This is a genomic window from Mesorhizobium sp. M8A.F.Ca.ET.057.01.1.1, assembly GCF_003952565.1.
In the GTDB taxonomy this organism is placed as follows: Bacteria; Pseudomonadota; Alphaproteobacteria; order Rhizobiales; family Rhizobiaceae; genus Mesorhizobium.
In genome coordinates this window covers 407059-425869 of sequence record NZ_CP034454.1, presented here as the reverse complement: position 1 = coordinate 425869, position 18811 = coordinate 407059, and the positions used below count along the sequence as shown (strand labels likewise).

The 18811-nt window shown below is 59.0% G+C and carries 17 protein-coding genes and 4 pseudogenes; 16 read left to right on the top strand and 5 right to left on the bottom strand.

The window, feature by feature from the left end; all coding sequences use genetic code 11:
• Positions 1-153: 153 nt before the first annotated feature.
• From EJ077_RS32710 to EJ077_RS01835, 4 genes and pseudogenes are all read left to right on the top strand, one after another.
• Positions 154-489 (top strand): annotated as a pseudogene (locus EJ077_RS32710) (hypothetical protein); the annotation flags it as partial.
• A gap of 49 nt (positions 490-538) precedes the next feature.
• A complete protein-coding gene (locus tag EJ077_RS32705) occupies positions 539-1090 on the top strand; it encodes a M16 family metallopeptidase (RefSeq protein WP_335930839.1) in 552 nt (183 codons plus the stop codon).
• A 269-nt stretch (positions 1091-1359) separates the two neighbouring features.
• A pseudogene (locus EJ077_RS01840) lies at positions 1360-1985 on the top strand (type II toxin-antitoxin system HipA family toxin); the annotation flags it as partial.
• Positions 1976-2875 (top strand): annotated as a pseudogene (locus EJ077_RS01835) (aldehyde dehydrogenase family protein); the annotation flags it as partial. The pseudogenes EJ077_RS01840 and EJ077_RS01835, both read left to right, overlap by 10 nt.
• On the opposite strand, the pseudogene EJ077_RS01830 reads toward EJ077_RS01835, so the two are convergent.
• Positions 2872-3193, bottom strand: a pseudogene (locus EJ077_RS01830) (hypothetical protein); the annotation flags it as partial. The pseudogenes EJ077_RS01835 and EJ077_RS01830 overlap by 4 nt on opposite strands.
• Before the next feature lie 331 nt (positions 3194-3524).
• On the opposite strand from EJ077_RS01830, the gene EJ077_RS01825 reads away from it, so the two are divergent.
• From EJ077_RS01825 to EJ077_RS32700, 3 genes are all read left to right on the top strand, one after another.
• Positions 3525-3800 carry a hypothetical protein gene (locus tag EJ077_RS01825; RefSeq protein ID WP_126097371.1) on the top strand — a complete coding sequence of 92 codons (276 nt, stop codon included), beginning with the start codon at positions 3525-3527 and terminating at the stop codon, positions 3798-3800.
• Positions 3801-3910: 110 nt separating this feature from the next.
• On the top strand, positions 3911-5104 hold the full coding sequence (locus EJ077_RS01820; RefSeq protein WP_245458614.1) for a TlpA disulfide reductase family protein: 1194 nt from the start codon (positions 3911-3913) through the stop codon (positions 5102-5104).
• Between the two features lie 528 nt (positions 5105-5632).
• A complete protein-coding gene (locus EJ077_RS32700) occupies positions 5633-6001 on the top strand; it encodes a hypothetical protein (RefSeq protein ID WP_363233801.1) in 369 nt (122 codons plus the stop codon).
• Positions 6002-6594: 593 nt separating this feature from the next.
• Here the strand turns inward: EJ077_RS32700 and EJ077_RS01810 are convergent.
• Positions 6595-7269, bottom strand: coding sequence for a hypothetical protein (locus tag EJ077_RS01810; RefSeq protein ID WP_126097369.1), 675 nt, complete (start codon positions 7267-7269; stop codon positions 6595-6597).
• Positions 7270-7409: 140 nt separating this feature from the next.
• Here EJ077_RS01810 and EJ077_RS01805 point away from each other — a divergent pair, with 140 nt between their 5' ends.
• From EJ077_RS01805 to EJ077_RS01775, 7 genes are all read left to right on the top strand, one after another.
• Positions 7410-8519, top strand: a complete 1110-nt coding sequence (locus EJ077_RS01805; protein ID WP_126097368.1) for a helix-turn-helix domain-containing protein — start codon at positions 7410-7412, stop codon at positions 8517-8519.
• A 29-nt stretch (positions 8520-8548) separates the two neighbouring features.
• Positions 8549-8866, top strand: a complete 318-nt coding sequence (locus tag EJ077_RS01800) for a hypothetical protein (protein ID WP_126097367.1) — start codon at positions 8549-8551, stop codon at positions 8864-8866.
• Between the two features lie 560 nt (positions 8867-9426).
• Positions 9427-9621 (top strand): hypothetical protein, encoded by a 195-nt coding sequence (locus EJ077_RS01795; RefSeq protein ID WP_135918317.1) that lies wholly within the window; start codon positions 9427-9429, stop codon positions 9619-9621.
• A gap of 108 nt (positions 9622-9729) precedes the next feature.
• Complete coding sequence (locus EJ077_RS01790; protein ID WP_127275150.1) at positions 9730-10404, top strand: hypothetical protein; 675 nt, start codon at positions 9730-9732, stop codon at positions 10402-10404.
• A gap of 365 nt (positions 10405-10769) precedes the next feature.
• Positions 10770-11684 (top strand): hypothetical protein, encoded by a 915-nt coding sequence (locus EJ077_RS01785; RefSeq protein WP_126097364.1) that lies wholly within the window; start codon positions 10770-10772, stop codon positions 11682-11684.
• A gap of 213 nt (positions 11685-11897) precedes the next feature.
• Positions 11898-14060 carry a prolyl oligopeptidase family serine peptidase gene (locus EJ077_RS01780; RefSeq protein WP_126097363.1) on the top strand — a complete coding sequence of 721 codons (2163 nt, stop codon included), beginning with the start codon at positions 11898-11900 and terminating at the stop codon, positions 14058-14060.
• 38 nt (positions 14061-14098) lie between these two features.
• Complete coding sequence (locus EJ077_RS01775; RefSeq protein WP_135929615.1) at positions 14099-14797, top strand: OmpW/AlkL family protein; 699 nt, start codon at positions 14099-14101, stop codon at positions 14795-14797.
• Positions 14798-15536: 739 nt separating this feature from the next.
• Here EJ077_RS01775 and EJ077_RS01770 read toward each other — a convergent pair.
• A complete protein-coding gene (locus EJ077_RS01770) occupies positions 15537-15755 on the bottom strand; it encodes a helix-turn-helix transcriptional regulator (RefSeq protein WP_029354714.1) in 219 nt (72 codons plus the stop codon).
• Positions 15756-15864: 109 nt separating this feature from the next.
• Between EJ077_RS01770 and EJ077_RS01765 the strand changes: the two genes are divergently transcribed.
• Positions 15865-16131 carry a DNA -binding domain-containing protein gene (locus EJ077_RS01765; RefSeq protein ID WP_029354712.1) on the top strand — a complete coding sequence of 89 codons (267 nt, stop codon included), beginning with the start codon at positions 15865-15867 and terminating at the stop codon, positions 16129-16131.
• A 478-nt stretch (positions 16132-16609) separates the two neighbouring features.
• Here the strand turns inward: EJ077_RS01765 and EJ077_RS01760 are convergent, their stop codons facing one another.
• Positions 16610-16843: a helix-turn-helix domain-containing protein gene (locus EJ077_RS01760; protein ID WP_091597910.1), complete on the bottom strand. Its 234-nt coding sequence runs from the start codon at positions 16841-16843 to the stop codon at positions 16610-16612.
• Positions 16844-16959: 116 nt separating this feature from the next.
• Between EJ077_RS01760 and EJ077_RS01755 the strand changes: the two genes are divergently transcribed.
• Positions 16960-17241 carry a DNA -binding domain-containing protein gene (locus EJ077_RS01755; RefSeq protein ID WP_127239666.1) on the top strand — a complete coding sequence of 94 codons (282 nt, stop codon included), beginning with the start codon at positions 16960-16962 and terminating at the stop codon, positions 17239-17241.
• A gap of 546 nt (positions 17242-17787) precedes the next feature.
• Here the strand turns inward: EJ077_RS01755 and EJ077_RS01750 are convergent.
• A complete protein-coding gene (locus EJ077_RS01750) occupies positions 17788-18525 on the bottom strand; it encodes a helix-turn-helix transcriptional regulator (protein ID WP_135929616.1) in 738 nt (245 codons plus the stop codon).
• Positions 18526-18811 lie beyond the last annotated feature (286 nt).

Sequence of the window (18811 nt, the reverse complement as noted above, 5' to 3'; positions counted from 1 at the left end):
AGAATGCGACGGGAGACGCAAGCGTTACACGTCCGAACAAGGAAGGCGAATATTGCCTACGGCTCCTGCACAACCGGCCAGCTCTGCGCGCCTCGGGCGAGGCGGAGATCTGGCGCTGGATCGCGGACAGCCTTGAGACGCCTCGCATGAGTCATTCGATGGGCGGTCCCTGGTGCGAGGCCGAGGCGCTCGACTACTGGCCGACATCCTCGGCGGCGGGACTCGCAGCCGGCTATACCAGCACTTTTCGACCGCATACGCGCCCAGCTTCTCTCCGAAATCATTGCCAATGAGCGCGAACCTCACGCGATCGCCGAGCTGGCCTGGCGGCGCGGAATCTACGGCGTATTCGAGACCGCCCAAGGGAGCCTGACCAGCGTAACGCCCTCCGATCTAAGCGCCTTCCACAAAGCCGCTTTCGCCCGCGACGGGCTGCATGTGGCGGTCGTAGGCGACATAGATGCCAAAGCCCTGAGAGCAAGGCTCGACCAGCTGTTCGGCGATTTGCCTCAGAAACAGGCGCTCGCCCCCGTACCTGATGTCACCCCGAAGCGCCGAGCGGACGCAGGTCGCATACGCCCTCCACCAGACTTCGCTCCAGCTGGCCTTTCCCGCCATTGGACGCAACGACCCGGAATTCTACGCGGGACAGCTGATGAACGATATAGTCGGAGGCTCACGATTTACCTCACGTCTGTTCCAGGAAGTGCGCGAAAAGCGCGGCCTTGCCTACGGTGTCTCGTCCAGCTTGGAAGGCTACCAGCATTCCAACATGCTTGTCGTGACGACGTCGACGCGCGCCGACAGGGCGGCCGAGACGCTCGACCTGATAACACAACCAATCAACGAGCTGGTGGACACAGGCCCAACAGCGGCCGAACTCGAAGCGAGCAAGAAGTATCTGATCGGCGCCTATGCTATCGACAATCTGGGTTCCTCCAGGTCGATTTCCGCCACGCTTGTCGGGTTGCAGCTCGACAAACTCGGCATGGACTACATCCAGCGCCGCCCGGCCCTCATCGAGCAGGTGATCCTCGACCAGGCAGGGCGGCGGCGAAGAAGCTGCTTTCGGCCGGGCGTTGGCCCGTGACAGCGAATAATCCCACGCTCTACAATAGCTGAAGGACTCGCCGAACTACGTGTGGCTGATCCGATTATGGTGTGGCAGAATGAACGCCTTGAGACTGCCTGCGCGCCCTCGCAGACCAGGTTCTCTCCCGTGATTCGATTTCCCGCCCCGAAGAATGCCGTCGTTCCGAGAAAGTATTCTAACTTTTGCGTATACCGAATACGGGAAAGTTAGAAACTCTTGAATATGATGATTATGCTAGCTTTCCCGTATCTCAGGGAACTTTAGAAATGGCCCTTCACCTCGTTGTGAAAACATCGATAAAACCCGCAGCCACTATCAGGCTGAAACGGGCAAGCTCGTCCAGTTAATGCGCGGCATCTATCTCGATGCCGGGGAGGATATCGAGGCCATGATACTCAAGCACGCCATCGCCAAATACCTGTATCCCAACGCTTACCTCTCGGCGGCGAGCGCTGTGCTTCTCGGCCCGACCCGGGATGGCCGCCTGTTCCTGAGCGGGCGACGAATACAGCGCACGCGCTTGCGCTTGCTGGAAATCATTCAGAACGCAGCTCCCGACCACCCATCAGTCGCTCAAGCGGTTGTCGATGATGGAATGGGAGAATTCCGGATCGACGTCTCCTCGATGCGCCAGCGCTTCCTCGAAGCTTTCCGCCTGCGCAGCGAACACGCGGCATCCATCGGCGAGACGATGCGCGAGGCAATCGCGAACCGCCTCATAGAACAATACGGCAGCGCCCAGGGCGCTGCCGACGCGACATGGGCGCTTGCCGGCGCGAACCAGCGGTATCGCGAGGGCGAGCACGCCGAGCGCTTTTTCCTCCGCCCTCCACTGACCACAGAACCCGCACGCAACGAAGCCGCGCTCGATCTGATCGTGGCGTGGCACGGCTAGGTGCAATGTTTGCCCTCGCGCAGCAAGCCGGCTTTTCCTGACGTCGTCGTCAACCTGGGTCTATGCGACCGAAGGTGGTCGCGTGGGGCCGCGAACTCTGCTCCAATGCCAAGGTCCGAAAGATCAGCTTTACAGGCTCCACCGCGGTTGGCCGACTGCTCATGCGCCAGCGCTCGGACCAGATCAAGAAGGTCAGCCTCGAGCTCGGCGGCAATGCGCCCTTCATCGTCTTCGATGACGCGGATATTGACGCTGCGGTTGACGGCGCGATCCAGGCGAAGTTCCGCAATGCCGGCCAGACTTGCGCGTTTCATCGAACCGGCTTTACGTCCAATCGAGCGTTCACGATGAGTTCGTCGAGAAGTTCGTGGAGAAAGTCCGGCACTTATCGGTTGGCGACGGCTTCGCTCCGGGAGTGGACGTCGGACCACTCATCGACATGCATGCTTTGGCCAAGATCGAGTCCCACATCGCAGATGCCGTTGCCAAAGGTGGGATAATTCGATGCGCGGCCGAACATATCGGCAAGGATGGCACCTTTTTCAAACCCACAGTCTTCACCGAGATCTCCAGCATCATGGCGGTTGCGCAAGAGGAGACTTTCGGGCCGTTGGCGCCGATCATCCGCTTCCACGATGCGGATCAGGTCATCTGTGAGGCAAACGACACGATTACGGGCTCGCCGCCTATTTCCATGCCTCGAACCTGAGGCGTGTCTGGCGCGTGGCCGAGGCATTGGATGGCATGATTGGCATCAATACGGGCGTATGTCTTCGGAAGCGGCGCCCTTTGGCGGCTTGAAGCAGTCCGGCATCGGGCGGGAGGGTTCCCGCCACGGGCTCGAAGACTACCTCGGAATGAAGTACCTCTGCATGGGTGGAATCTAAATGACGTCGCCCCGAGTTTCTCCAGTTTTGGGTTCGTTTCCGGCGTGGGTTGTGCGCTGCTGGGCGGGTGAAGCGACGGGCGCTGGCGCGGAACCTTTCGCATAGCGCAGCGCGAGCGACCGTCGCGGGTTGAAGGTGGTGGCGAACTCGGCCGATGTCTGCCAGGCGATTTGGGAGTGCGGCCGCGCGGTGTTGCAGTCGGCGCGCCACAGGCGATAGCGATGCTTGCCATGCGCATGGAATGCCATTCGACCGGTTCTGATCCGCGCAGGAGAGGATGGCGTTCGAGATGAACTCGCTGGCATTGTCACTGACCAGTGATGAGCCGGTTCAATTCCCGGGCAACCAAGTGCCCTCGACCGTGCTGAATAGCGCGCCTTTGCCATACCGGCGGATTAGCGCGGCCGACCTTACTTCGGCATGATGCGAGCAATTTCTGCACCAGGCGCGCGACGTATGCCACTCCCTCAGATCGCCCAGCGATACGTCTGGGCCTGCATGTTTGCTGCCTTCTGCGATGGCTTGCCGACACTTTCGGCTCGCCGGGTGTGATGATCTTCTTCTGCGTCTTTCCCTCTCGGCGATATTGCCGTTCGGCCGTCCCGACCAAGGCCAAACCTCGGGCCGTTTTCCCGTTCCCGGGTAGAGCTTGAACGTCTCGTCGATGATGTCTCTGGCGTGCTGCGAGCTCAACGCCGAGGCGCTTGGCATCGATGCATGGCGCGACATGATTGCGGCGGTGTCGCACGGGTTCGACGGTTTGGGCTTCAGGATCGTGCGGATGGGCCACGCTTTTCTGGCGGCGCGAAACACGGGCAATGCGCGTTCAAAACCTGACAAAGGCAGAAATTTGTCAGGTTCAATCCAACCGCCATCCGGGCACTACGGAGGTTTTTCAAAGCATATTCATGCACTTGCGCGCTGAGCCCGCTGGCATGGACCTTGCAACGCTTGCAGCAGGACGGTATGCAATGGAGCAGACGAGGATGTTCTCTCCCCTGAACCGTGTGCCGTCTCTGAGAGGGAAATAAGCTCGTGCAGAAAATCTCACAACCTTTGACAACGGCTTTGGAGAACAACGTGGTGTTGCAGATCGAGTCCCCGGCTCCTTCGATTCAAGCGGAAACCTGGCTGCGTGGCGAGCCCCTCACCAGCTTCGAGCCTGGCAAAGTGTACATCGTCGAATTTTGGGCAACTTGGTGCGGTTCGTGTGTGGACGGGATGCCCCATCTGATGCAGCTGCAGGAGAAATACAGGGAAAGCGGCGTTGAGATCGTAGGAGTCGCGGCTAGTGAACGCGCTCCAACGGCCGATGAGGCCCGAAGCACGTTGGACGCTTGGTTGACGGAAAAGTTCCCGAATCTGAACTATCGGATCGCATTCGACTCGACAGGCGAAATGGACAAGCTTTGGATGGAGCCCAGCTTTTCTTTCTGGATTCCCACCAGTTTCGTGGTCGACCGAGACGGCTGCATCGCCTTTATTGGTGCACCGACGGAACTCGATGAGGTCTTGCCGAAGGTGCTTAACGGCAGCTGGCGCACCAGCGATAAAGCAAAATCCGCCGATGCGGAGCGGATCGCGGAAGGCGAACCCATAGCGCGCGAACAAGCGCTGAAGAAGCCGATCAATGACAGATATCGGGCGGCGGTGGAGAAAAAGAATTGGAGGACGGCGCTCTCGGCGATCGAAGAAGGCATCGCCTTGATGCCGGACAACCTCGGTTTCCGCCGTTCTCATGTGAATCTGTTGCTTCACAAAATGAAGGACATGCAGGTCGGCTTGCCCGTCATGCGCCAATTCGTTCGCGACGCGATCAACAGAAACTCCGAGAATTGGATGGTTGCGGCGTTAGACGAGCTCTTCTTTCCGAACTATGACCATTCGCACTTTCCGTCTGCTGAGCGCTTGGCGATGGGAAAACAGCTGTCCGAACACATCCTGGCACTGAATCCCCCGGAAAGCGACAAACGTAAGCTCCTGCCCTATCGTTTGGCAGCCCTCTACTATCACGAGAGCGGCAACAAAGATCGGGCGATCGAGTTGATCGAACTGGCACTGAAGTCGCAGGGCGGTCCGGAGCTTATCCGGGACGAAGATGAACAGCGCGAAATATCCCATTTGCTGCAGTTCCTGGCCTACTTCAAGGGTGAGAAGGTTTGTTACGGCGCTCTGTGTGCGGTTCCAAACAATGGCCGATTCGACAGCTGGTATACCGTTTGCGGCTGACCGCCAGCTTATGTGAGGGACAGAACTGGCCGGGCGGACAGCTCTTGATGCGAACGGCGCAAACCCCGCCCGGCTTGCGAAATCACCTGGGCCGCTCTTTTGGACCTAAGTCCGAAGGACTGCGGCCTTGTACGATGCCCGCCTTTGTTTAGGCGGGCTATGAGCTGAGCTACGGGTTTTGCCCGCTACTAACCGTTCGCCAGCCTGGCGCAGGTGCCTCTCAACACCTCCACCACACCAAGGTTTCATGCCGGTAGCGAATTCGATCTTGGCGGCATGGCCATTAAGCACATGGGAGGGCCTCGCTGGCGGCATGCCTGTGATCTGGTACTGCAGCCCACGCTTGCCTCCGCCAGCGGTTCGATGAGGCAGCCTGTCGCACAATTGATATCAGGACTTCAATGCCGGAACACCGGACCCACCCTCAATTCAATAAATGAGGTGTCGCGTACCACGGTTGGCTGCTTGATCCAGGCAATTCAGGCCGCCGTCATCCTCAATGAGGTGACCTCGACCAGAGCCTCGGCCTTGAATGGCATGATGCAGGTGCATGGGATGGCGGCCACCGTCATTTTCGTCGATCCGAACGGAATTTCTTGCAACCGGTTTGCGGCTTTATCCAACACGCAAGGGCCGCGCTGTCGACAGTCTCCCAACGCACCAAAAAGGCAACTGTGCAGAGCAAGCCTTCTATCCATCAATCTCCCTTTTGAAAATCATCATATCTGTGACCAACACTGCGATATTTTTCGCGGCGGAAGGAGCCAGGCACAGTCATTTCCATGCGCAACAGCATTTCTAAGTTTCTCAGCTCGCCGGAACACGTCGGCGGCCGATGTCGCGCTCCGGGGGAGCTCTATTCCTTTTCGAACAACATCAGATTTGTCGCAGAACTGAGTGAATAGGATCTCGTCCACAAATCCATCATCACTCTTCGCATCGGCGATCACTTGAGAAATCTTCTTTCTTCTTTCGGCGCTAAGCTTCTCCAGCCAGCGGCCCGGCGTTTCGAAGCGTCTCCTTATCGCATCCGCCATGGACGCTGCTCGCACTGGCAATTTCTGCATGTCTGAAATGCTGACGAGACCTTCGGTCTGGCGTCAGGAAACAACTAGCCGACACGGCCTTTGGTCGGCGTCTCGGATGAAGTCTAGAATGCTTGCGTCGGCTCCAACCAACGTCTCTTCTGGAGCGGAAACACGCTCAGAGATTTTTCCACTCGGCGGTGTCGCGTCGAAGAAGCGTTCTGCAAAAGAATAGTCCCCCGAAACCGCCGTCATGAACCACAGGGACATAGCTGTGACGAATTGATATTTCGCGTAGTTACATCGGAAACCGACTCGCAAGTCATAAGATGAGCTCTAGTGTCATTATCATTCCAACCGTAAGGCCTCCCTGTAGCGTGCCAATTTCCGGACTTACGTCGGCGAGTTCTTGATAATCGTTTTTTCCGCACGAAACTTAAGGTCCCATAGGAGAAGGCGAGGAAATCAATGCACGGTAGCAACGACGAGCCTGTCTCTCGAGAAATTGTAGAAGCGAGAATCAATTCTGAGTTCCACGTTTGAAGGCCGATTCCCAGTGCAGCGTCTGGACCCGGAGGCGTCTAGGAATCCAACAGCGGCATTCAACCAGAACCGAAATTCACCCACGTCGAAATGCGCAATGTTCGAGCGTATGGTCTCAGCGGCATGCTTTTCATGGACCCGCGCCAGCTTGCAGATTGTCATTGCCAGCATGATTGGCTGGCTGTTAGCCCGCTCCCACAGGAAGTCGTCGTCTAGAAATGCTGCTTCGTCAGCATCCGAAAACTCGAATCCACTACTGTCCCGTACCTCGGCAAGATTTTCATAGGGATGACTGTGGAAATCACCGATGAGCGTCAAGTGTGGTGCCCATCGATCCATCAGTTCGCTCTTCAGGCGGACAGCCTGATTGTTGGGCTTCACGCTGTTCCGTGATCGCTCGGCTGAAATGCTGAGACTCATAAGATCGACATGGAAATGGGTCGTTCCTTTCGAGTCCTCGCGACTGAAGCCCCAAAGATACCCCAGCGTTTCCAGCTTTGTTCGGCGCGGACGACCATCTCCGAGAACATAGGCTTCCAGTGTGGCAAGCGTAATAGTGTGACGAGCTGCATCAGAAAGGGAAATGGTGAAATTCATCGTGCGTTACCTGAAGGTGCCTCCGATTCGTTTCCGATCAACGGCCAGCCACGATCCTCACGGGGGCTTTGCTGGTCCAAATCGCGACATATCCTTGCATTTCAAAATTCGCAAGATTATAGCGATTGCGGAGGTGCGACATGTCGACTCCCACCATCAGCATCCGTTTGAAAGCGCTGCGCAGACAGCGCAACCTCTCGCAGGAGGAGGCCGCGCGTCTGTTCGGCTTCAAGGACCGCCAGACCATTTCCGCCATCGAGACGGGCGAGCGGCGACTTTCGGCCGAGGAACTCGTTCGCGCCGTCGAAATCTTTCGCGTTCCGCTGGACTTTTTCACCGATCCGTTTCTGCTCGTCGGCGAAGGTAAGTTCTCCTGGCGTCAGAACGGCGTCATCGGTCGTGCCCTACTGGGTTACGAAGAAGACGCGGGCCGCGTGATCGCGGCATTCCGTACGCTCGCGCCACAAGTGGGCAGGGAAGCTCCGCTGCTGAGGTGCTCGCTCGGTCTTTCAAAAGAATCCAGCTACGAGGATGCATCGGCTGCGGGCGACCGGTTCGCCGGCGAATATAAGCTAGGAAACGTGCCTGCCGCTCGCCTCGCCGAGGTCATGGAGCGGGATCTCGGAATGCTGGTCCTGATGGTTGATCCGATCGAAGGCGTGTCGGGCGCCGCCTGCCGCCTGCCGGAACTGGATGTCGTGTTGATCAATCGCCGCGAGGTTGCGGGTCGCCGCCATTTCGACCTCGCTCACGAGCTTTTCCACATCCTCACCTGGGACGCGATGCCGCCGGATCATGTCGAAGATGTCGTGCCCAAGAAACGTAGCCGGGTCGAGCAACTCGCCGACAATTTCGCCTCGGCTCTCCTCATGCCTTCAACTGTGCTTGGCAAGGTTGGCGATTGGTCCGAATTGGCAGGCGACGAACTCATCGTACGGCTGAACGCGGTCGCAGATGAATTGAGGGTCACGGCTTCCGCATTGCGCTGGCGGCTGGTCGGCCTTGACTGGATCGACAAGGATATTGGCAGGGGTATCGCCGAAGATCGCCTTCGCAACAACGGCCGTAGCAAGCCCGCCGAAGAGCCGCTGCTTCCGCTGTTCTCCCCGACGTTCGTCGAGGTGATCGGCAAGGCTGTCAATGAGGGTCGTGTGGCGATGAGGCGCGTATTGCACCTGCTCGGCATCTCGATCGACGATCTTGCGGACCTCTTTGCAGTTCACAGCGTGGAAGCGCCATACGAGTTGTAGGCGGGTGAATGCCGCGGCACCGAAGTTCGTTGCTGGTCGATACCAACGTCATCATCGAGTGCTGGCGTGTGTCGGCATGGAAGGCGCTGACGAGCGGGTACCCGGTGGAGACGGTCGAGATGTGTGAGATCGAAACCCAGACAGGGCTCCAGAGGCGGCGGCCCGAACAGCAGATCGAAGCTAATGTTCTGAGAGAGACACTTAAAGCCGTACATCCGGTCAGCGACATTGAACGCGCGAGCGCGCTATTGCGTGACGACCATATGCGCTTTCTGGACGCCGGAGAGCAGATGCTCTGGACACACCATCACGCGCAGCGACGCTTGGCTCCTTTGCGGTCCGGATAAGGCGAGTCTTCGCGTTGGGCTGCGCCTCGGCTTGCGCGACAGACTGGTCTCGTTGGAGCGGCTCCTCGCCGATATCGGCCATCGTCCGAAGGTCCTGTTAAAGATGCCTATACCCAAAAATGGCTCGACCAGACGCTGCGCAGCTTTACCTTGAGAGACCGACACCATGACGAATTCGCTCGAGGTACGAAACAAGCTGATCGACATCCTCCGCCGCGACCTAGTCGGCCCGAATCCTGACCTTGATCAGAATCTCGCACGCGAAGTTTGACCGAGAAGCAATCGCTGGGACGCCGGGGCTTTATCGTTCCCGCCTACGACGGTGTTGCGCCTGTGATACCTGACGGCGAGGAAACCATCGAAGAAACCGCCGACGACCTTCTCGCCAGTGAGATGCTGGACTCCGCTGTCGAGGGGAGGTCGAGGAGAAGGATTCGACTGACCAACCACCGCGGGACAGGTTTCTTCCGTCGTCGATAGGGTTGACGGTGGTTCTTCCGCAAACGGTGAGTCAAGTCACGCTGCGCGCAACATGGGGGAACTATAAGACGGAGCCCCCATTGCCCGATGCGCTCCTCATTCCCGAACTGTCGGGAAAGGGCAAGCCAAAGCCAGAAAAGCCCGAGAACCTCCGTTGGGTTCGGGTTCCCGGCGAAGCCGCGATCGTCCTCGACGTCACTCGGAACCAGTCCGGAATCCTGCTGCCGGAAAGCGCTGACTCAGAGGCCGGGCGGCGGCATCGAAGTCGCCGTTGACACCGTGTGCTCCGTCAAAAGACTCCGGAGGGGGCTGAAGAGCGTCTGCGCGTCATCACCGTCTTCTTGGTAAACCGTCGACGGAGCACAAAGGCTCCGTACAAGGACGTGGCCTACGCGTTCCAGACCCGGATCGAGCTCGAATGTGCGGATGGATTTTATCCGCGCAGCGACCTGTCCACCTACCAGTCCGATGATTTCGACCTTAGGCTGGGCGATCTCCATTATCGCGATGTCCGCGAATATGCCGTTGGTCGCAACACATCTGCAGGCTGGCAAGAACGGCTTGACGCGACGAACGATCCGCTCCCCGTGACGCGTGTTTGGACCGATTTCCTTCCGCAGCAGGAGGTGGAACGTGTCGTCCCGGCAAGGAGCGATGGCGTCGAGTTCGGCATGGAGGCTCTCGCTCGGGCTGCCGTTTCCGGAGCCGAAGCGGTCAGTGCAGCCTTGGATTCACTGCCTGAACTTTACGCCGAGTGGCGGCGGAGTCAGGAAGGACTGATGACAGGGCTTGCGCCGAGACGGCTAAAGACGGGCCAGGCGCTTCTGGAAAATGTTGACACCGCCGGCAGCAGGATTCGCGATGGGATAGATCTCCTTAAGCGTGATACGATGGCGCGTGAAGCATTCGGCCTGATGAATACGGCGATGGCGATGGCCAACCGCCGGCGCGAGGCAGAAGAAGCTGCCGGGCGATGTAGACCCGCCAACATGGCGGCCGTTCCAGCTAGCCTTCGTCCTCCTCAATCTCGTTGGCGTGACCGACCGAAACAGTGGTGAGCGCGAGATCGTCGACCTGCTTTTTTTCCGACCGGCGGCGGCAAGACGGAAGCATATCTTGGACTTGCCGCCTATGCGATTGTGCCGAGGCGGCTCCGCGGATCTGGCGTGCTGGGTGCGGGCATCAGCGTCATCATGCGCTACACGTTACGCCTGCTCACGCCGCTGGTCTCGTCTGCGCGCTCGAACTCCTGCGGACCCATGATGACAATGGCCGGAAGACGCTTGGCGAATGGCCGATCGAGATTGGACTCTGGGTGGGCGGCGCAGCCTCACCGAACAATCCAGCCGCGAAATTCTTCCGGCAAGGACGCCGCGACGACCTGGCTGAAGCGGTACCAGAGCAGACCTAAGACGAAACCCCGGTGCCACTGAAGGCATGTCCCTGGTGTGGTGAGCCCTTCAAGCCAGAGAGCTTCCACTTCACGCCCAACAGGACAGCTCCGCAGAATCTAGTGCTCAAATGCGAGAACGCCGAATGCGACTTCACGCGGGATCGACACCTGCCGGTGCTCGTGGTGGACGAGCCAATTTACCGCCGTCTTCCCGCATTTCTCATCGCCACGGTGGACAAATTTGCCTCCCTTCCATGGATTGGCAAGAGCGGCGCATTCTTTGGACACGTAGATCGGCATGATCCGGACAAGGGGTTCTTCGGCGCGTCTGAGCCAGGCGAAGGTCGCCCCTTCGGAAACGGGCATCGGCTCGATCCGCCGGATCTTGTCATCCAGGACGAACTGCACCTGATCTCTGGCCCGCTTGGAACGGCGGCCGCACTCTACGAAACAGCGATCGACCTGCTGTCGTCGCGGCCGGGTCTTCATGGACTCATTCGTCCAAAAATCGTCGCCTCGACCGCGACCGTCCGAAGGGCGGAGAAACAGATCGCAGCCTTGTTCGATCGTTCGGAGACGGCCGTATTTCCGCCACCCGGCATCCACCGTACCGACAGCTTCTTCGCCAGCACTGTGCCATCGGCACGAGAGCCAGCCCGCCTCTACGTCGGTGTGGCGAGTCAGGGTCGCGGGCTTAAACTCCTCTTTCTTCGGAGCATGCAGACCCTGCTGGCAGGCGCGCAGGCATTGACTTCCAGCCCGACGCAAGAAGGGGAAGATGCCGCCGATCCGTATCTGACAGTGCTCACGTATTTCAATGCGCTTCGCGAGCTTGGGGGCGCTCGTCTGCTCGAATTCTGCACGGTGTCACCGACTGGCGCCGGAGTTGACCCGGGATTAGGAGGAGCACTCGTTGTCGGATTCTCGACGATGTCGGACATGTGACACAACGCTTCCAGAGCGATCGCATTGTTCCGAAACGATTTTCCCAGTTGGCACGTCGGTTGCGGTCCTATGCGCAAAAGCACTGCGATGCCGCACCGACTGGAAGAACTCATCAATGATCACGCTTTTCGAACATGTGGGCGCCGCTACCAACACTGAGCGTTCCCGATCAAACGGAAGCCATTCCACTTTCATTCCTCAGGTCGTTCGGACATGAACGCATTTGATGTCCGTCCAACGCTGGATGCTCCCGACGACGATCCCTATCTCTGGCTTGAAAATGTAGAGGGCGAGCGGGCACTTGCCTGGGCCGCCGGCCAGTCGGCAAAGACCCTAAAGCACTTCGGTGGAACGCAGTTCGAGCGCGACCGCGCGGCTCTGACAGCCATTTTCGACAATCGCGACAACCTTCCCCTGATCGCGCGCCATGGTCAGTACCTCCACAATTACTGGCGAGATGCCGGAAATCCACGCGGACTGTGGCGCCGGACCACCCTTGCCGCCTACATGAAGGCGGATCCCCAATGGGAGCTACTGCTCGATCTGGATGCTCTCGCGGCTAGCGACGGAGAGGATTGGATCTGGGACGGCGCGTCCATCGAGCCGGAGAGACGGGAAAGAGCCGTTCTGCGCCTGTCGCGCGGCGGCAGCGACGCGGTCGTGCATCGCGAATTCGACCTGATCTCTCTGAGCTTTGTCGCCGACGGTTTCAATCTCCCCGAGGCCAAAGGCTACGTTAGTTGGCTGGACCCTGACACGCTTCTGCTTTCCAGTGCGCTTGGTAATGGCATGGCCACCCGCTCCGGCTATGCGCGCACCGTGCGACTGTGGAAGCGTGACGCGGATCCCCTCACCACACCGGTAATCTTCGAGGCCGGGTTCGAGAGCCTCAAGGTGTCTGGTCATTCGGACCGCACCGGCCGCAGCGAGCGCCTTTGGTTCATCGAGAAGCCGGCCTTCTTCGAGGAAATCAGCTGGATCGGCGACAGGAGCGGGCCGAGGAGGCAGATCGATCTTCCTCGTGACGCGTCGTGGCGGGTCTTCGGCGACTGGCTGGCGGTAAGGCCGCGCAAGCCGTGGACGGTGGGAGGCACCACCCATCCCGCCGACGCGCTGATCGTCATCTCGCTTTGCTCTTTCCTCGCCGGCGGACGCCGATTTGAGACCCTGTTTCAACCAGGGGAAAGGCGCTCCCTGCAGTCATTCTTCTGGAATGACGGGAAGCTCATTATCTCTTACCTCATCAATCTCGTACCGCGTTTCGAGATGTTCACTCCCGGCCACCAGGAATGGACGCGCCGAGTCCTGGACACTCTGCCCGCCGAAGGGACTGTCCACGTCTGGTCATTCGATGCGGCAGTTCACGAGGCCAATGGAGAGGTCCTGGTCTGTGCTCAGGATCCGATCACGCCGCCGCAGCTCTTGCTATTCGATCTCAATGCCGCGCCGTCTCTCAGCGCTTCAGCAATCCTGAAGCGCAGCCCGGAGAATTTCGATGCATCCGGACTGGTGGTCACGCGCCACGAGGCAGTCTCTATCGATCATGAGCTGATCCCCTATACGCAGGTTGGTCCGGCGAACGGGAACGGAGATGCTCCGATTCACCTTTCCGCTTATGGCGGGTTCGGCGTATCACTCCTGCCCTACTACAACTCCCCGCTGGGCAAGCTGTGGCTCGAGCGCGGCGGCACGTGTGTCGAGGCGAACATCCGCGGCGGCGGCGAGTTCGGCACCCGCTGGCACGAAGCCGGGCGCAGGGAGGGCAAGCGTCTCGCCCATGACGATTTCGCCGCCGTTGCCGCCGACCTCGTGCGAAGGGGCATCACCCTGCCGAGGCGGATTGCCGCCGAGGGTGGCTCAAATGGCGGCCTGCTGATCGCAAACATGCTGACCCGCTATCCTGAGCATTTCGGGGCTCTGTTCTGCACAGCACCGCTTATCGACATGCGTCGCTACACCAAGCTCTTGGCGGGCGCGAGCTGGATCGACGAATATGGCGATCCGGACAAGGTTCACGATTGGGCTTTCCTGAAGGAAATCTCCGCCTATCACGCCGCAGCGCCGGGACAGCCCTATCCGCCTATCCTGATCGCCACCACGAAACGCGACGACCGCGTCCATCCGGGCCATGCGCGCAAGATGGCCGCAAAACTGCAGGCTCTTGGCTATCCCGCTTACTTCTACGAGGCCAGCGCAGGCGGGCACGGCTGCGGCGAGGACAATCGGGAGCAAGCCGCATTCATCAGTCTAGGCACCAATTTTCTCCGCAGCGCAATCGGCTTCAACGATCACCTTCCGGAGACGGCGGAACGCGTTGCAACGCAAGTGGGGCATTTGAGGTCCATCAACAATTCATTCGAGCAGGAGACGAAATAGTGCAGTGCATCCTTTCTGAACATCAAGGAGTGAATATCATGGCGAGAACGCGAATGGGCGTAGCGCGGGCAATAGCAGCGGCGGTGGCCCTGATCATCGTGGGACAGCAGGCCGTCGCCGCGGAGCCTGCGCAAGCAGAGACCGTCCTGGCGGAGACGGGAGCCTCGGTCACCGAAGCGCCAAGCCCTTGGCAGGTCCGCCTGCGGGGGTTGGGCGTCGTTACGAAAGATCTGGGCTACGTTGATACGCTTCCCGGCTCCGGTCTTTCCTATTCGAACACGGTGACGCCGGAACTCGATATCTCGTATTTCTTCACCGACAACATCGCCGCCGAACTCATACTCGGTACCACCTATGCCAACATCGCGGGCCAAGGGACGATCGGTGGGTTGGGCAGCATCGGCAAAGTTTGGCTGCTGCCGCCGACGCTCACGTTGCAGTACCATTTTACCGATTTCGGCGCGTTCAAGCCCTATGTCGGCGCCGGCGTGAACTACACGGTTTTCTATAACCAGGACACCGGCAGCGCCGACGCTCTCAAGGTGAAGAATACGTTCGGCACGGCGCTGCAGGTCGGTTTCGACTACATGGTGGACGAGCACTGGGGCGTCAACTTCGACGTGAAGAAGCTTTTCCTGAAGCCGGACTTCGACGTCACGGTGGCCGGCGCGAAGCTGACGGGGAAGGCGGAGCTCGATCCCTGGCTGATAGGCGCAGGTGTCACCTACCGCTTTTGAATATCAGAGTGAAGTCTGCTTCCCGACTGCCGGTTTAAAGTGAAGGGCGCCTCGCGCGCCCTTTTTTACGGTCGACACTGCAGGGCAAGACCTCATGAAGCTATTCTCGGGCGGGGTTCTCTTCTGGCGGACCAAGAAGGTGCACTGGCCAACCGGCCTTGCGCCTGAGATGGAGTGCTTAGAAGCGCTTTGGATCGGGACGGGCTTTGGTATTATGGGTGGAATGCTTCAGCCAGACCATTTGCCAGCATCGTCTCCCGGACGTCATGTCTGAGCTTCGTGTCAGCGCAAGGCGAACACGCGGCTCCTAGATGCCGACACGATGGCTGGTTCAGCCATGCTGCGACAGTTGCCTGTTTTTTCAGTTCCTTTGCTGTTCGCGCGCTAACCGCAACGCTCCATACCAGTCTCGCGTGCCTGTCCCCGTGGGTGGGCGGCAGAAAGCGATTAGGCCCGCTGAAAGCGGCGGACCGCATCCGAAGGACCGTAACGAAGAGAAGGACCTGAAGCGAGAGCGAAGGTTGCGGGAGGCCGCGGCGGGCCTAAAAGGGGATGCCGACCAACCCCCACGCCCCAGGAAAGGCTGACAAAAACCGCAGCGGCCGACTGTCCAATAGGGTGCGCCCGTGCCAGGCGAGCCAAATGGCAGGGGCTGCCGGGGGCCCTAAGAAAAGCGGATTGGGTTCACGAGCACCCGGCGCGCGCCGTCAGGCCGCCAGGTACTTGGAGGGCAGGTGCATCAGGCCTGTTTGTCGGGCCGAACCAGATCCATGTGGCTGACGCCGAGGGCCAATGCCAGTTCATAGATCGTGATAATTGTCGGATTTCTTCGGCCTTTCTCCAAGCCGCTGATGTACTGCTGACTGAACCCGGAAATCTCCGCAAGCTGCTCCTGCGTCAGACGCTTCCTTTGCCTGATCCTCTGCACATTCCGTCCGACCAACTTGCGCATATCCATGCACGCAAGCCAGCGGATCAGGCGGCTTGAGTTTATCAACTATAATATGTAATCCACATTTAGCAGGCAGAGGGCTTCGCGGGTCCATTGGCCGGAGATAGAATTAGCGATGTTACAGCCCAAATCGAACACGCCGTTTGCCGACGAGGTCCCCTGGTCGGACCGCATTACAGCCTACGACAAGGACCACTTTACAACCTATATGAGGCTCCTGGACGCCTCAGCCGACAACGCCACTGAAGAGGAAATGGCCCATGTGATCCTCGGCATTGATCCGGCACGCGAACCGGAGCGCGCACGGAACGTTCTTCGCAGTCATCTCGACCGTGCAAACTGGGTGGTGACGAGCGGCTACAAGGATTTGTTCGCCAGTTGACGAAATGGGCGGTGCGGTCGCTTCGCTTCAAGCAACGAAGTCGCGTAACCACCATGCATCGACGCATCACCACAGCGCGAATGCGCTCGAAGATGATCGCGAGGACTTCCAGTCGGCGCGGATGGCCCAGCGCTTCGCTGTCTCATCGTTTTGTCCTCCGCTCGCCAATGGCTGCTTCCCAGGAAGCGGTGCGGCGGCGAGTCATGACAGGAACGGGCCCGCCGTCTGAGCCGCACCGCATCCGGAGGACCGGATGGACAACCTACTGAAAGCTCACAGCTAGCTAAGGGTTGCGGGACGCCGCGGCGGGCCTAGAAGGATGCGGCGCCACCTGCTGGGAAAGGCACAACAGAGAGAATTGCGAGAGTCTAACGACGCGCTAGGAGGTGCAGCGGAATGGTCGAGACGCCCTGAGCCAAGAAAAGCGGGGATCGACCCACCGGCACCCGGCACGCGCGGTGATGGGCGCGGGCGCCCACTACGTCCGCAGGCTCAACAGAATCTCACACGGATCAGCGTCGAGAGCCGCAGTTACGTCGAGAAACTCAATGATATCGAGACGCCGCTCTCCACCCTCATATTTCGCCACAAAAGATTGCGGACGACCAAGCATCTCAGCCACCTGCGCCTGCGTCAGCCCTTTGACCTTGCGCAGTGAGATCAACTGGGCCAGAAACCGCTGGTGGCGGGGAGATCGAAGAGATTTTGGCATTTAGGTGAACCGGTCAGGTAGAGACCGGCTCAGCGACTAATCCCCGTTTCGGATTATCCCATCTTGGGATATTCTGCCTTGAATCCAGCGATCAACATGCGAGGTTCGCGGCAGAGATGAATCGATCAACGGGAACAGATAGGAATCAAAGCTCAACACTGCTCGACGAAGTCCCTTGGTCTGACCGTCTTACCGCCTACGACAGGGCGCACTTTACCACCTATATGAGGCTCCTGGACGCCTCAGCCGATGAGGCGCCCGAAGAGGAAATGGCCCATCTGATCCTCGGCATTGATCCGGCACTTGAACCGGAGCGCGCCAGGAAGGCGCTTCGTAGTCATCTCGACCGTGCGAACTGGATGGTGACGAGCGGCTACAAGGAATTGTTCGCCAGCTGACAAATGCGCAGTGCTCGGTCATACAAGTAGGCAGTTCTGTGGCAGCCAGTGGTCAGGCTGATCGGGACCTGCACCACAGACTCGCCGGCAAAATGGACCCGGTGGCGAGCACAATTCAGTTCCCAGGAAATCGGGTTTTGGCAATTCGTCCGAGCGTCTGACGTGATAGAAGGTTCCGCTCTGTCTGGGTGGGTAATAGCCCGGAGCAGCACTCCATATCGTGCCGGCGCTCGACCCAGAAGGGTCCACCTCTTCGCTTTCAAGCCGGATAACCGAAAGCCATCGCCCTAAGTCAACGGTTGAAGATTACCGGCAGGCAGGTATGCAAGCGGGCCATCCTCGGAAACTATAAAACCGCACGACTAGCTCGTCAGCGACGAAACACCCGCTCGAGCACCGATAGACTAAGATCACCGGCGCGGACTGGAAGAATACGGCTGCATCGCCCTGACCGAGCCGGCGGAACAGAAGATCTCGGCATCCAGTCAACGCTCGATACAAAGCGCGCGATCGAATGGACCGAGCACAACCGGATCAAAAAGCTTCTCAGACAATTGAGGACCCTTCGGACCCCAAAAGGGCTATAGCCTGATTTTGGGTTCGCACGCCTAGCTTCTTCTTGGCATTGTCCAAATGAAAAGCGATCGTGCGTGGCTTGATGCCCAAGATGCGGCCGGTCACCCAGGCTGAATTACCCCGCGCTGCCCACCGCAGGCACTCATATTCGCGGGATGTCAGCGAAATCCCATCCACTGTTCGATCGCTCGGCAGTTTGCGGCGAACGCAACGATGAAAGCAGGCCGCCATCAGCTGAAGAGCTTGTTCGTACCGCTCAGCGACCCGAAGAAATACTGGACGAGGCTCATCGGCGGCAAAAGTAACCGCAGCGATGCGGCCGCGGAGATCGACAATTGGGATCGTCAAACCGCAGCAGATGCTGAATTGAGCCGCCTCATCGAATAGCTGCTGTTGAGCCGGCGACATTTTATCGCCTCCCAAATTCGATCCCCAGTGAAACGGGCAGCCGCCATTTCGAGCACGCAACATCACAGGATCGAGTTTCTCATACTGATTTTCCAGATACTGTCTGGTCCAGCGGGGTGGATAGTTCGAAATTAGCCTCGGTTTGCCGGAAGGCCGTGCTGGCAAGGAGAGGTAGGCAAAGGAGATTAGGTCAAATCGTCCGGCCGCCTCAGCCATGGCATCCCGGAAATCTGCCTCATCGATACTCTGTGACAGTCTTTCAAGGAATGTCTCGAAAACAAGTGGCAGGTCCCTCGTCATCGTCGCGCTCGATTCTTCCTCTTTCTTCACGCCTTCCGGCTGCGTCGTGTATGTCCCGACAAACGCGATTGACTTCGCGGGCGTCGCTGGGCTGACCAGGCTCCAGAATGCTGCCACACTTTCGATCTTCGCCGGTCATCCCAATCATGCTGGGCTCGCCCGATGGGCGTCTGGCAGACGCCTCTTGATCTTTCAACAGCTCAATCAGAGAATCTCCATGCATTAAATCATGACCGCCCCTGCACCGTCCGAATCAGGAGAAATCATCCTGCGCTGACCAAAAGCC